Annotated in this window: 10 protein-coding genes; 4 read left to right on the top strand and 6 right to left on the bottom strand. The window is 62.1% G+C overall.

Annotated features, from left to right (window positions below; genetic code table 11):
• Positions 1 to 136 precede the first annotated feature (136 nt).
• The gene (locus tag ACFLEY_RS27045) at positions 137 to 2,533 is read left to right on the top strand and encodes a lytic transglycosylase domain-containing protein (RefSeq protein WP_060912486.1); all 2,397 of its coding nucleotides are present in this window, start codon (positions 137 to 139) and stop codon (positions 2,531 to 2,533) included.
• 17 nt (positions 2,534 to 2,550) lie between these two features.
• Here the strand turns inward: ACFLEY_RS27045 and ACFLEY_RS27050 are convergent, their stop codons facing one another.
• The 3 genes from ACFLEY_RS27050 to ACFLEY_RS27060 all read right to left on the bottom strand — a co-directional run bounded on the left by ACFLEY_RS27050 (position 2,551) and on the right by ACFLEY_RS27060 (position 7,157).
• Positions 2,551 to 4,266, bottom strand: a complete 1,716-nt coding sequence (locus tag ACFLEY_RS27050; protein ID WP_249162972.1) for an arylsulfatase — start codon at positions 4,264 to 4,266, stop codon at positions 2,551 to 2,553.
• Complete coding sequence (locus ACFLEY_RS27055) at positions 4,263 to 5,255, bottom strand: formylglycine-generating enzyme family protein (RefSeq protein ID WP_060912487.1); 993 nt, start codon at positions 5,253 to 5,255, stop codon at positions 4,263 to 4,265. Before ACFLEY_RS27055 ends, ACFLEY_RS27050 begins: the two co-directional genes overlap by 4 nt.
• Positions 5,256 to 5,561: 306 nt before the next feature.
• Positions 5,562 to 7,157, bottom strand: a complete 1,596-nt coding sequence (locus ACFLEY_RS27060) for a porin (RefSeq protein WP_060912488.1) — start codon at positions 7,155 to 7,157, stop codon at positions 5,562 to 5,564.
• 240 nt (positions 7,158 to 7,397) lie between these two features.
• On the opposite strand from ACFLEY_RS27060, the gene ACFLEY_RS27065 reads away from it, so the two are divergent.
• The 3 genes from ACFLEY_RS27065 (at position 7,398) to ACFLEY_RS27075 (ending at position 9,688) form a co-directional block, all read left to right on the top strand.
• Positions 7,398 to 8,171 carry a hypothetical protein gene (locus ACFLEY_RS27065; RefSeq protein ID WP_060912489.1) on the top strand — a complete coding sequence of 258 codons (774 nt, stop codon included), beginning with the start codon at positions 7,398 to 7,400 and terminating at the stop codon, positions 8,169 to 8,171.
• A 52-nt stretch (positions 8,172 to 8,223) separates the two neighbouring features.
• On the top strand, positions 8,224 to 9,009 hold the full coding sequence (locus tag ACFLEY_RS27070) for a tyrosine-type recombinase/integrase (protein ID WP_060912490.1): 786 nt from the start codon (positions 8,224 to 8,226) through the stop codon (positions 9,007 to 9,009).
• 205 nt (positions 9,010 to 9,214) lie between these two features.
• Positions 9,215 to 9,688, top strand: a complete 474-nt coding sequence (locus ACFLEY_RS27075) for a hypothetical protein (RefSeq protein ID WP_060912491.1) — start codon at positions 9,215 to 9,217, stop codon at positions 9,686 to 9,688.
• Positions 9,689 to 10,263: 575 nt separating this feature from the next.
• Here the strand turns inward: ACFLEY_RS27075 and istB are convergent.
• Genes istB through ACFLEY_RS27090 form a run of 3 tightly spaced genes read right to left on the bottom strand, consistent with a single transcriptional unit; the run spans position 10,264 to position 13,005 of the window.
• The gene (gene istB, locus ACFLEY_RS27080; protein ID WP_060912419.1) at positions 10,264 to 11,031 is read right to left on the bottom strand and encodes an IS21-like element IS1631 family helper ATPase IstB; all 768 of its coding nucleotides are present in this window, start codon (positions 11,029 to 11,031) and stop codon (positions 10,264 to 10,266) included.
• Between the two features lie 4 nt (positions 11,032 to 11,035).
• Positions 11,036 to 12,793: an IS21-like element IS1631 family transposase gene (istA, locus tag ACFLEY_RS27085; protein ID WP_100214066.1), complete on the bottom strand. Its 1,758-nt coding sequence runs from the start codon at positions 12,791 to 12,793 to the stop codon at positions 11,036 to 11,038.
• 29 nt (positions 12,794 to 12,822) lie between these two features.
• On the bottom strand, positions 12,823 to 13,005 hold the full coding sequence (locus ACFLEY_RS27090; RefSeq protein WP_129557632.1) for a hypothetical protein: 183 nt from the start codon (positions 13,003 to 13,005) through the stop codon (positions 12,823 to 12,825).
• Between the last annotated feature and the right edge of the window lie 245 nt (positions 13,006 to 13,250).

A 13,250-nucleotide genomic window follows, 5' to 3' on the forward strand; every position in this document is an offset into this window, starting at 1 on the left:
GGCTGTTGGTATTTTGTCCGCATATTCAATCAAATTCAGCTAGATCTTGAGCCACTTGACTGATTCGGGGCGACGAAACGCCGTGACCTCATTTCCTCGTGCCACATGGCGATCCACCGGTCTGGTCGTGTGCCTGATGGCAGGGCTGTCGGTCGGCTGCGCCGCCTGGGCCAAGTCCAATGAGACACCTGCGGAAGGGGCCAAGGACACTGCGAAGCCAGCCGCCAAGGACGCCGCGAAGGGATCCGGCAAAGGATCGACCAAGGAAACAGCTAAGGAAACCACCAAGGGAACCGGCAAGGACACAGCGAAGGGCGCAAGCAAGGGGGCGGCTGGCCCGGCCAAGGATGCCGCGAAGAAACCAGCCCAGAATGCCGGCAAGGACGCTGGCAAGGAACCCGCCAAGAACAAGCCCAAGCCTTCGGCAGCGGCGCCCGCGCCAAAATCGCAGCCGACCGCCACCGGCTCTCCCCCCAAAGCGGCACCCGCGCCGGCCGCAACGGCCACCGTCAGACCCGCCGCCCCTCCGGCCGCCAAACCGATCGCAGCTCCTGTGCTGGCGCCCGCGACCCGCCAGCACGCGGCACCTCGCAGGCCGGTGACGCCGGCCGCGATCGCTGCGACCTCGTCGACGTCGCAAGCCGACAAGGACACGCTGGAGAGCGTCATCGAACTCGTGCGCAAGCGCAAGGCGGGCGACGCCACCAACGCCGCCGCCACGATCTCGGATCCCGTCGCGCGAAAGCTCGCGGAATGGATCATCCTGCGCAGCGAGGACAATGGCGCGACCGTCGAGCGCTATCGCGCCTTCCTCTCCGCTAATCCGAGCTGGCCGTCGCAGACCTTCCTGCGCCGCCGCCTCGAGGCTGCGATGTGGGACGACAGGCGCGACGATTCAGTTGCGTGGTCGTGGTTCGAGAACGAATCCCCGGTGTCCGCGAAGGGCCGCTTCACGCTCGCCAAGGCGATGCTGGCGCGCGGCGACCGCGCCAATGCCGAGCGGCTGGTGCGCGAGGCCTGGCGCAGCGATCCGATGTCGGAGGACACCGAGAACAACGCGCTCGACCAGTTCGGCGCCCTGCTGACGCCGGGCGATCAGAAGGCGCGGATGGACACCCTGCTCTACGGCAGCGAGAACGAGGCCGCGCTGCGCGCCGCAAAACGCCTCGGCGCCGGCTATGTCGCGCTGGCCAAGGCCCGCATCGCCTCGGTCAAGAAGGCGCCGAACGCGCGCGCATTGCACGAGGCGGTGCCGCGCGAGCTGCACAATGACCCCGGTTTCCTCTTCAGCAAGATCCAGCTGCTGCGCCGCGAGGAGAAGTTTGCCGAGGCCGCCCAGCTCATGCTGTCGGCGCCGAAGGATCCGAACCGGCTCTACAATCTCGACGAATGGTGGATCGAGCGGCGCCTGCTCGCGCGCAAGATGATCGACACCGAGGAGTTCCGCAGCGCCTATCTGATCGCGCGCGACGCGGCGCTGCCCTCGCGCGACATCTACAAGACCGAGCAGGAGTTCACGGCAGGCTGGATCGCGCTGCGCTTTCTCAACGATCCCGCGACCGCCACCCAGCATTTTGCCCGCATCGGCGTCGGCAGCGTCAATCCGACCACGCTGGCGCGCGCCGGCTATTGGCAGGGCCGCGCGGCGGAAGCGGCGGGCCGCCAGCAGGAGGCGCGCAACGCCTATGCGCGGGCTGCCGAACAATCCACGAGCTATTACGGCCAGCTCGCACGCGCAAAACTCGGCCTGCCGCAGATCGAGCTCAACAGCCAGCCGCGCGGGCGCGGCGCTGAACGGCTGGAGATCGTGCGCGCGGCGCAACTGCTCTACGAGCTCGACGAGCGCGAGATGGCCGTGCCCATGCTCGCCGACATGGGCGAGAACGGCGATCCCGAAGCCCTGACCGGCCTTGGCGAGCTGACCCAGCGCTACAGCGATGCGCGCGGCATGCTGCTGGTCGGCAAGGCCGCGCTCAACCGCGGCCTTCCGTTCGATTTTTACGCCTATCCCGTCAACGGCATTCCGCAATTCACGCCGATCGGCCCCGAGGTCGAGCGCAGCATCGTCTACGCCATCGCCCGGCAGGAGAGCGCGTTCAATCCCTCGGTGGTCTCGCCGGCACAGGCCTACGGGCTGATGCAGGTGACGCCGGATGCCGCACGCTATGTCTGCAAGCGGCATGGCGCGACCTACGATTTGGGGCGGCTGAAGAACGATTCGGCCTACAACGCTACGCTCGGCTCGGCCGAGCTCGGTGGGCTGCTCGAGGATTATCGCGGCTCCTACATCATGACGTTTGCCGCCTACAATGCCGGCCGCGGCAGCGTGAAGAAGTGGGTCGACCGCTACGGCGATCCGCGCGATCCCAAGGTCGATGCGGTCGACTGGGTCGAGCTCATTCCGTTCTCCGAGACGCGCAATTACGTGCAGCGGATCATGGAGAACCTTCAGGTCTACCGCGCCCGCTTCGGCGGCGGCACGCGGTTGCAGATCGAGGCCGACCTGCGCCGCGGCGCCGGCAGCGTGGAATAGCGGCGCCTTAAGCTGCGCTACTTGGCGATTGCCGCTCGCGCCGCTTCGATCTTGGCCTTCACAGCGTCTAGATTGAAGCTTGCACCCCTCTGCATCGGCGGAAACTCGATCGCCGTCATCGCCAGCTTTTCCACCTGCTGCTGAACAAACACGAAGCGCCAGAATTCGTATTTGAACCAGTCGAAGTATTGTTGCGCCCCGTATTTGGTCCCGCTATCGGGCCAGCCCGTGCGCTCGAAAGGATCGAGGCGAAGGTTGGTCAAATAGGGCACGTCAACCTTGCTTTTATCACCCAGCCAGCCTCCGGGCTGGTCGATAAAACGATATTTGTAGTCGTCGATGCGCACTGCCCCCAGCTCGCTTTCGCCGAAATAAAAGATTTCGTGCCGATTTGACGGCCCCTTGCCAGTGATCATGTCCAGCTGGTTGTAGCCGTCCAGATGGCACTTGTAGGTGCGGTCACCGATCTGCTTACCCTTCTTGAGCTCGTCGACGATGTTGGGGTTGCCGGCAGCGGCCAGGAAGGTCGGGAACCAGTCCAGTCCGGACATGATGCCGTTCTCGACCTTGCCGGCCGGCACCTTGCCCGGCCAGCGGACCATCGCTGGCGCGCGGAAGCCGCCCTCCATGATCGTGCCTTTGCTCTGCGCGAATGGCGTCTGTCCGCCATTGGGCCAGGTGAAGACCTCGGTGCCGTTGTCGGTCGTGAATACCACGATGGTGTTGTCATCGACGCCCATATCCTTCAGCTTCTGCATCACGATGCCAATGTCGTCGTCGAGCTGCGCCATGCCGGCTTCATGGATGGACCAACCATTCTTGGAGTTGCGCATCGCCTGGTACTTCGGCGACAGGTGCGTAACGATGTGCATGCGGGTCGGATTGAGCCACAGGAAGAATGGCTTGTTGTCGGCCCTGGCCCTGTCGATGAAATTGAGCGCGAAGTCGCGGATTTCATCGTCCACGGTTTCCATCCGCTTGGGATAGAGCGTTCCGGCGTCCTCGATCCTCTGCTTGCCGACCTTGCCCCAGCGCGGATCCACGGTGGCGTCGTCCACGTTGGTCGCCCACGAGTGAACCATGTTGCGCGGACCGACTGTGTTCAACAGCTCCTGCGGATAAGCGGGGTGGGCCGGATCTTCCATCGCGTCGAGGTGATACAGGTAGCCGAAGAACTCGTCGAAGCCATGCACCGTCGGCAGAAACTCGTTTTTGTCGCCAAGGTGGTTCTTGCCGAACTGGCCGGTGGCGTAGCCCATACCTTTCAGCGCCGCGGCAATGGTCACGGCCTCCGCCGGCAAGCCGGTGGGAGCGCCGGCCTGGCCGACTGTGGTCATGCCGGTGCGGATCGGCAGCTCGCCGGTGATGAAGTTGGCGCGACCCGCCGTGCAACTCGCCTCGGCGTAGTAATCGGTGAACAGCATGCCTTCGGCGGCGATCTTGTCGAGGTTTGGCGTCCGCCCGGCCATCATCCCGCGGTGGTAGGCCCCGATATTCCAGATGCCGATATCGTCACCCATGATGACGACGATGTTCGGCCGTTGCCCGGGCGTAGCGGGCGCCGGCGCCGTAGCTGGTTGCTGCGCTTGCGCAGAGCTCGTCAATCCGACGGCCGAGAGCGCCGAAGCGGCGACGAGAGAACTACCACTCAACAAGAGATCGCGGCGTTTCAGTCCTCCGCCGATTGGTCCCGTGCTCGTCTCAGGCTTTTCCGGAATCCGATCGTTACTCATGACGTGATCCTCTTCCTGGCGATGCACCTGAAGCCGACATGGCTTGCTGAGGTGTCGATCGGCTCGGCATGACGCGCGGCCGGACGATAGCGGCGGCAGTAGCTGGGAGCGCAAAGATGCGAGCCGCCTTTAAGCACCTTGCGTGGAATCCTGAGGTTCGGCTGACAAGAATCGTAGCTCGCGCCCTCGGGCCCGCCGCGAGGATTTTGCGGGATGCAGCAGACTTTCAGGGCGTCGGCTTCGTGCTTCTGCGAATACCAATCGGCCGTCCATTCCCAGACATTACCGATCATGTCGTGCAGGCCGTAACCGTTGGCCGGGAATGCGGTGACGGGCGAAGTACGTTCGAAGCCATCAGCCGCGAGATTCTGGTGCGGGAAATTGCCCTGCCAGGTGTTTGCCATATGCCTTCCGCGGGGGAATAGCTCGTCACCCCAGGCGAATTCCGCGCCGTCCAGTCCGCCGCGTGCGGCGAATTCCCATTCGGCCTCGGTCGGCAATTCCTTGCCGGCCCATTTGGCATAGGCTTCGACGTCGCGGTAGGCGACGTGGACGACCGGGTGGTCGTCGAGCCCGCTGATGTTGCTGCGCGGACCATAGGGACGGCGCCAGTTGGCGCCGAACTTGAACGTCCACCATTGCCCCCAGTTGTGCAAGTCTACAGCTCGCTTAGGCGGCGTGAAGACCAGTGACCCGGCCTTGAGCATGTGCGGCAGAGCGCCCGGATAGTCCTTCGCATCAGGTGTAATTTCGGCGAAAGTGACGTAGCCGGTCGCGTTCACGAATTTGCGGAATTGGCGGTTGGTGACCGGCGTGCGATCTATCCAGAATCCGTCAACGGTAACGAGATGGGCCGGCGCTTCCTCCGGATAATGCCGATCCGAGCCCATGCGAAACGTGCCGCCCGGCACATGAAGCATCCCCTCACCTGCTGGATCTTCGAACGATTGTCCGGAGCCAGACAACGATTTCGTATCAGCCAGATACATGACGACCCCCGGGGGCCATCGCATCAGCGGCCTGGTGGCACTCCTCCGGGTTGATCCAGATCAAAGGTCCGTTTCAGGGCCATAAGCAGACAGCGCAGAGAGTCGCTGCCGAGAGCATCGGTGGCAAGCGCCGGACATGCGCCGTCGTCCGGCTTGAGCAGCGGCCGCGACCTGAGGCGTGCACGCGACCGGTCACGGAAGCGACGCGCCGGCTCGGCCGACATTGCTGGGGCGCAAAGCCATGCACCAAAAGAAAAGCCCCGGCGGTTTCCCGCCGGGGCTCTCTGTCAGGTCGTTAGACCGAGATCACCAGTTGCGCTGAGCGCGGAGGAGCAGAACGAGCGAGTTCTGGTCCTTGACCTCGTAGGTCGCAGCCGGCTTGGCGGGAACAGCGGCCAGCCCCGCCGCAATTGTACCTGCGTACTTCTGGTCGACGTTGGTCCAGGCCAAGTCGGCCGAGAACGTCAGGTTCTTGACCGGCGTCCAGCGGGTGATGATACCCACCTGGCCGATATTGAAGTCGGGGTTACAACCCGTAAGACCAGGTTGCCCGACGGTGAGCAGGCCACCAGCGCCGCAGAGGAAGGTCTTGGCCCCCGAGCCGAACTGCGCCTGAGCGTAGGCACCGTAGATCGCGGTGTTCCAGTAGGGATCCCAGTTGTGCGTGTAAGCACCGCGGAAGCCCCAGGTCTTGATCGTCTCCTGCTGGCCACCCGAGACGAACACGGTGTCCGGAGCGGTGACAGCGGCGACGCTGCCGTAGGCGCCGGCGAGGCCCGAGCTGCCGTACATCACATACGTGCTGCCCGCGAGGTTCTGGAAGTTGTAGCGGGTCGCACCGTCGGTGTAGACGGCCGACACGTTGATCACGTCACCCGCACCGGTCGGGATGTTCTTGATCGACAGAGCGAGCTGAACCGCCCAGCCCCACTTGTCGTCGGGGTGGCCGAACGTTTCGGCGGGGCCGTAGTAACCCACGTGGTTGTCGTGCGCAGCGACCGACGCCTGGAACAGACCCCAAGCCTGGTCGACACGAACCATACCGACGAGGTTCGGCGACCTGCTGCCGCCGATGGCATTGGCGCCGACAGCACCGCCGAAAATGCCAGCCGCAGTTGCGCCAGTCAGGTTGACGTTACCAGCCTGATAGTACGAGGTGGCGTCTTCAGCCGAGAACGCCGCCGTGATGCCCTGACCGAAGTCAGCGGTGTAGCTGAACTGGTTGACACCGGTGACCGTGCCCGAACCGCCGACGAGACCGTCGAAGTTGTTGCCCGGATAGTTGGTCCAGGGCGCGTCGAACTGCGACACCGCCTTACCCATGGTGAAGCCGGCGAACTGGATGAAGGCGTAGTACACACCGAGCGAACCGGCCGAGGTGTTACCGTCCGTGCCGTTCACCGAACCGCCGCCGGAGCCGAAGAGAGCCGGAGCAGCTGCACCGACGGGAGTGTTGATGGCGAGCGCACCGCTGTAGGCGGTGCCACCGGTGGCGCTGCCGGTGCCGACATAGTTGCCGGTGGTCCAGGAGAACACGCCGTCGAAGAAGGTGCGGACGACGCCGTACTCGGTCGCGGTGCGCGTGTCGATGTTGAGGTCTTCACGAGCGCGCATCGTGTAGTAGTTCGTCAGACGGTTGCGTGCACCGTTGGCGCCCTGGGTCGAGACGTTCTGGTTCAGGGTGAAGTCCGAGTTGGTGCCCAGCGCGACTTCAGCACGCAGGTAACCACCCAGCTTGATGCAGGTGTCAGTGCCCGGGATGTAGTAGAATCCGGCACCGTACAGGGAGCAGATCTTCACGTATTCGACCGCCTTGGCCTTCACGGGGAGATCGGCTGCCTGCGCTCCGCCAACGGCGATCAGACCCGCCGCTGAACAGAGCTGGCTCTTAACCAACTTCATGTTAAACTTCCAAGTTTGCTCTATAGGGAAGGTTCCGGATCCGCTGGGTGACGACACCCTAAGGTTGGTTCCCTTGTCCCTTAACTCACCGCTTAGCCGCTTCGCGCCTTCGGACACACCCGCTGAACGCGAGGGACTTAAGCGATCCGAGAACTCGGAGAGCTGAGGTTCAGAAAATTCAGTAAGTTACTGGATTGCCATAGCTATCTGGATGCCTGTAACTACAAGGCACCGTACAAAATGGCACTGCTGATGGCTGGACTAACGCGCACTTCTACCGGGGCTTACGTGGCCCGAAAGGTGATCCCGAAAGACATCCGAACGGAGTATGCGGCGAGGTATGGGAACGCTTGGGAAGAGAAGTTCCGGCTCGAAAAGGGAGCATCGGATCACGAGGCGCGGGCACGCTTCGGTGAATGGTTAGCCGACATCGAGACCCGCATCGGCGCCCTCAGAGCTGCCAAAAAGAACGGCCCCCAACCACTGACTCGCCAAAACGCCTACGCATTAGCAGGCAGGTGGTACACTTGGTTCGTCGCGCGACACGAACGTGACCTTCGCACGCCAGCTCATTGGAGGACGTTGACCGAAATCCTAGTCTGGAACGTGATCCGCCCACATGCGCCGGATGACTACGAAGAGCGCCCAATGGCTGATCCACATTGGGATTGGCAATTCGATCCGCAGGTCAGAGAAGAAGTCCGCCCCGCCATCGCTGCTGAAGCCCAGACTGCTGCCTTCCTTTTGGAACAGGGCCTCAGCTTGACTCCAGATGCCACCAATCTTTTCTTGGACGCCGTTAGCGATAACCTACTGCCGGCATTCCAGCGATTGGAAGCAATGGCGCGTGGCGACTACTCGCCGGATGTCCATCAGCAGGGGTTCCCCCAATTTGCAGAGCTCGGGGGAAGTACTCCTGTCAAGGCGATGGAATTGTTCGAGGCTTGGACGAAAGCTGTGCAGCCGGCGGAAGGAACGGTCTACAGATGGACCACTGTGTTTCAAGGAAGCTGATCGACATTTTCCCGATGTCAGAAACATCAGCTTTGAAAAGGCCAAGACGTGGATGAACGGGCTGGTCAATGAAAATCGGTCAGCCGGAACCGTTGCAGCCGCATGGCGGACAGCCCTGAAGACGGTCTTTGGTTGGGGTGTCGCAGAAAAGATCATCGACAACAATCCGTTTCCAGAGGTGCGCATCAGTGTGCCTCGGAAGAATACCGAGCGCGAAACGAAAGCCTTCGATGACGCCGAGATCAAGATTATCTTGGGCGCCGCGCTACGCTGCGACGACACCAAGTCATACCGAGAGCGCGCATTTCGGTGGGTGCCTTGGATTTGCGCTTATACTGGTGCCCGCGCTGGCGAGATTACGCAACTGCGAGCGAGCGACGTTCAGCAGCGCAATGGAATGCACTTCGCTAAGCTGACACCATCAGCCGGTAAGATAAAAACACGGAAGGCTCGGACGGTCCCTCTCCACGAGCACCTCATCGAACAAGGATTTCTGGATTTTGTTGAGCGTGCCCAAGGCCGGCCACTGTTTTACCCTACAAAGCAGCGTCCGGTCGCAAAGGTCGAAGATGGACCTCGGCAGAGCCCCGCTGAGCGCATGAGGTCTCAGGTTGGCACTTGGGTCCGCTCCCTCGGCATAACCGATCCAGAGATAAGCCCCAATCACGCATGGCGCCACACGTTCAAGGCCATGGCAGCTCGTGCAGGCATTGATGAACGTTACAGCGACGCAATCACCGGGCATTCGCCGGCGACAATAGGACGAGCATACACGAAACCGCTGCCGGAGGACCTCGCCGAAGCCGTGAAGAAATTCCCAATGTATAAGGTAGACTGATGTGACCTCTGGGACCAACTCAATGCGCTACTCGGGAGGAAATCGCCAAGTAGGCTGCCGCGTAGCTGCAACCAGTTCGGGTATAATGCCAGTGACCGGCGTGCTCGCTGGGCACACCAACCTCTACACGCGGTCATAAGGCAACTTGAGAACCGGCGGAGCACGGTGCTCACATGGGGAAGGTTACAAGAGAAAGAACACTACGTTGTTGAAGCACACACTATCCGCTGCCCCGGAGACAGAGGCATCTATTGGAGACGAGCTGCGCGATGGACACGCGAGCACCGACGCGGCGCAGGCTCTCACCGAGGCCGTTAACGAACAGGTGCAGCAGCAGTTAGCCCACAGAGAGTTTTTCGGGGAGCCCAAGAAACACCGCAAGAAGCTCAAGCCCGCCATCGGGGCTTTCCTAGCTGATCTGTTGAGCGCTGAGGGCAATTGGGTTTATCGGTCACTCAAGACAGACGGCTTCACGGGAGCGCCAGTCGGTGCCCGCGTGTTTATTTCGCTCCAAGATGCAATGCGAGAGCTTGGCCTTGTGGAGCACCGTCAAGGAGTTGCTGAACGCTGGGTCCGTTTTGACGAACACGGGCCGCCATTGGCCTCGCGGCGTAGGGCCGCGCGTTATCGTCCTACCAAGAAGCTCATAGCGCTGGCGGCGGACCAAACTACTAGCTAGTTGCGCTGAGTGCGGAGGAGCGTCGCGACCGGCTTGGCCGGGACCAGAGCAGCCGGGTCACCGTACCAGCATACTTCTGGTCGAGGTCGGGTCCAGGCGAGGTCAGCCGAGAACGTCAGGCTCGTGACCGGGGTCCGGGAGGTTTGATCATTCAAAACCGTCGGGTCCGTCGAGCTACCCCCTACCGCTTTTGGCAGTGCGCCCTGTCGCGCGTGCAACATTGGCCGTCTGCTTAGGGCTTCACCAAGCGCCCAGTGGATCAGAGCAATCTACGTCTTTCGATTTCCACCAGCTGAGCGTGCCCAGCGAGGGCTGCGTCGTAATCACTATACAGACGGCGCACAGTGATTTTGCCCTCCTCGCAACAGGTCGTTTCGAATAATCGCGGCGCATGATCCATCGCTGCGGACCGGCCACTTTCATCACAGCCCAGGAACCTCGTTAAAATTTTCACAAGCCCGATCACGTCCAAGCGCAAATGAACAGTGGTGGGGTTCGCCCCCCGCGGGTCACTTCAAATTCCTCCGGGTGTGGTCAGTCAAATTCCTCCACCCGCGAGGCAGGACAAGGGACTGTTAGTTTGAGTTTGTTTCCCGGGCAAGAGCTTCAGCGGCTTCTTTGAGCCGATAGCTGCGTCCGTCGAACTCAAGCAGATGGCAATGATGCATAAGGCGATCGAGGATCGTCGTGCTCATAGTGTTGTCCCCAAGGTATGCCCCCCAATCCTGCACGACGCGATTGGAGGTGACGATGACGCTGCGGCGCAGTTTGTAACGCTGATGGATCAGGGTCTGCAGCAAAGTGCCGGCGTCGTCGGGGATGGCGCGTGCGAGGAATAGATCGTCCAGCACGAGGAGATCGCAGTCGATGATGGTTCGCAGCCGGACCTCGCGTTGTGCCGGAGAGTTCAGGGCGTAGTGGTGAAAGAAGTCGTCGGTCTCAAGATACTGGACCTTGTGGCTTTGCAGGATCGCCTGATAGGCAATCGCCTTGGCGATGTGCGACTTCCCGGTGCCAGGTTTGCCAACAAGCAGAGCGTTCTCGCCAGCGGCAATGAACGCCAGGGTGTGGAGCTGGAAGCAGGTCTGACGTGGCAGTTTGGGATTGAAGGACCAGTCGAACTCGGCGAGCGTCAGCTTTTCGTCGAGCCCGGATTGCTGGTATCGCCGCTCGATAAGACGGGACTGACGACGGTCCAGTTCATCCTGCAGGATAAGGGAGAAGGTCTCGAGGAAGGGCTGGTTGGCGCCCTGCGCCTGGAGCACGCGCGTCTGCAGCGTGTCGCGGACACCCGACAGGCGCAGCTGTCGTAGGCAACGCTCAATTTCCGGCATGGTCATCATGTGGCTAGGTCTCCAGTTTAAGGTGAGAAGGTGCAGCGGGAGCGCTCGTGGCGCCGGAGTTGGCCGGGGTTGCGCAGGCGACACGAGCGCGGATTGCCGTGGCGTGATCGTCGTGAGCCTCGGCCTGCCGACCATTGTCGTCGGCGTCGCGCCGCACAGCGCGGCTGAAGAGGTCGCCGTATTCCGCGGGGGTACGGATCAGCGGATGATCCTGGGTGAGCGGCGATGCCGGCTGTGGCGTCACTCCAACCTGCTCGATCGCCTGTTCGAACAACCGCTCGACGGTCGCACGCACGTGCTTGTAGCGGTAGATGCGGTTGTCGATGGCGTGCGCGCAGGCCTGCTCGACCAGCCGCGCCGGATACTTCCGGCCCAGCCCGACAATGCCCCACATCGCGCGCTGTCCGGGGCGCCCTTCGGTGTCGAACACCTGCTGGCACAAGGCCCTGGTCTGCGGTCCGATGCGCTCGGCGCTCGCCAGCAGCACGGCGGTTTGCCGCGACGGGTTGAACGGCCGTTCGCTGGTCGGCAGGACGACAGAACCGGGGTGCGCCATCCGGGAATGAACACGCAGCAGCGCACGGGTGTGGCGATCACGGATCTCGATCGTGGTGGTGTAGATGCGCACGACGACCTGGCTGCCGATCGGCGCGGGCCGCGCGGCGTAATAGCTGTTGTCGACGCGTACGGTGGTGTCGTCGCAGACAGTCCGGACGACTTCGGTGAAGATGCGGAAGGGAGCGACAGGCAGCGGCCGCAGGTGCGGCTTCTCTTCCTGGAACATCGCCTCGACCTGACGGCGCGTGCTGCCGTGGATGCGTTTGGAAGCCCAGTTCTCCTCCCAGTGCCTCAAGAACTCGTTTTGCGCCTCCAGCGTCTCGAAGCGCCGTCCGGCCAGCGCAGTGCCCTGGGTATGTTGAATCGCATTCTCGACGCATCCTTTCCGATTTGGATCGGCCACGCGCGCGGGATCGGCGACCACGGCGTAATGAGCCAGCATCGCGCTGTAAATCGGGTTGAGCTGGGGCTCGTACAAATCCGGCTTGAGGACGCCTTCCTTCAGGTTGTCGAGCACGACATAGCTGGGGACCCCGCCAAAATACCGGAACGCCTCTTCGTGGAGCTGCGCCCAGACTTGTTGGCTGGACTTCCAGACTACCCGCCGGAAGCTGCGCCGCGAGTAGCGTAGCGTCATCACGAACAGGCGGGGACGACGGTACCGCCCGCTCTTCGGATCAACCGTCGGCGCGCCCTCGCCATAGTCGACCTGAGCTTCCTCGCCGGGGAGGAACTCAAGACGATCAAACTGCTCAGGATCAGCGTGCCGCAACCGGCGCACAAACCGCTTGACACTCTGGTAGCTGGACGGAAAGCCAAATTGATCAACCAGGTCCTGGTAAATCGCCTGCGCGTTCCGCTTCAGCCGGACCTGTTCTTCGATCCACGTCCGATGCGCTTCGCAAGCCGAACGGGCCAGGCTGCTGGTGACCGTCGCTTCCGATGTCCCAAAAGCCGGTGGTCGGGGTGGAGGAATTTGGCCGTCCGCGCTCACCGAGCCGGTGGTCACTTCCCCGGGGGAATTTGCCTCCGCACCGGCCCGCAGCGCCTGATAACGCCGGATCGTCTTGCGATCGACACCCGTCAGCCGGTGAATCTCGCGCTGGCTGGTGTTGCGATCAAGTAATGTAAGTACGGTGCTTTGCAGATGTCGCTTCAAGACGTTCAACTCCCCGGCCCCTTGCTGGCTAAAGGGGTCGAACATAAACGTCCTGCCTGACCGGCTACTGCTGTTCAGCGGCGCTGACGGCGATCATCAGGTGGGGGAGTTTCAAGTGACCATACCCGGGGGATTTTGACCGACCCACGGGGCGCCTCAATCCACGCCCGCGCGGTCTTCTGCGCTTCTATGTCGTTACCCACATAGATCGGGCGCTTGCCTTCCAAGGTATAGAAGCCAAAGGGGAAGATGATCATGTGACCCCATCCAGAGAGCGCTCAAGCTGCTGCATCAGCTCTATCGATGTAACGTCGCCGCCTCCTCTGTCCTTCTTGATGGCAGTACTTACGGCGTCCCTGCTCTTTGCCACATGGCCGAACTCTCTGAGGGCCTTTGGCGTGCTCTTGCTTGAGCTATTCCTTTGAACGAACCAAATGTCTTCATTAGTGGACGACGAATGTGGAATGTACGCGCAACGCTTCGGCAACCGGGACCATTTTGG

It is taken from the genome of Bradyrhizobium sp. YCK136 (assembly GCF_044570075.1).
GTDB classification, from domain to species: domain Bacteria; phylum Pseudomonadota; class Alphaproteobacteria; order Rhizobiales; family Xanthobacteraceae; genus Bradyrhizobium; species Bradyrhizobium diazoefficiens.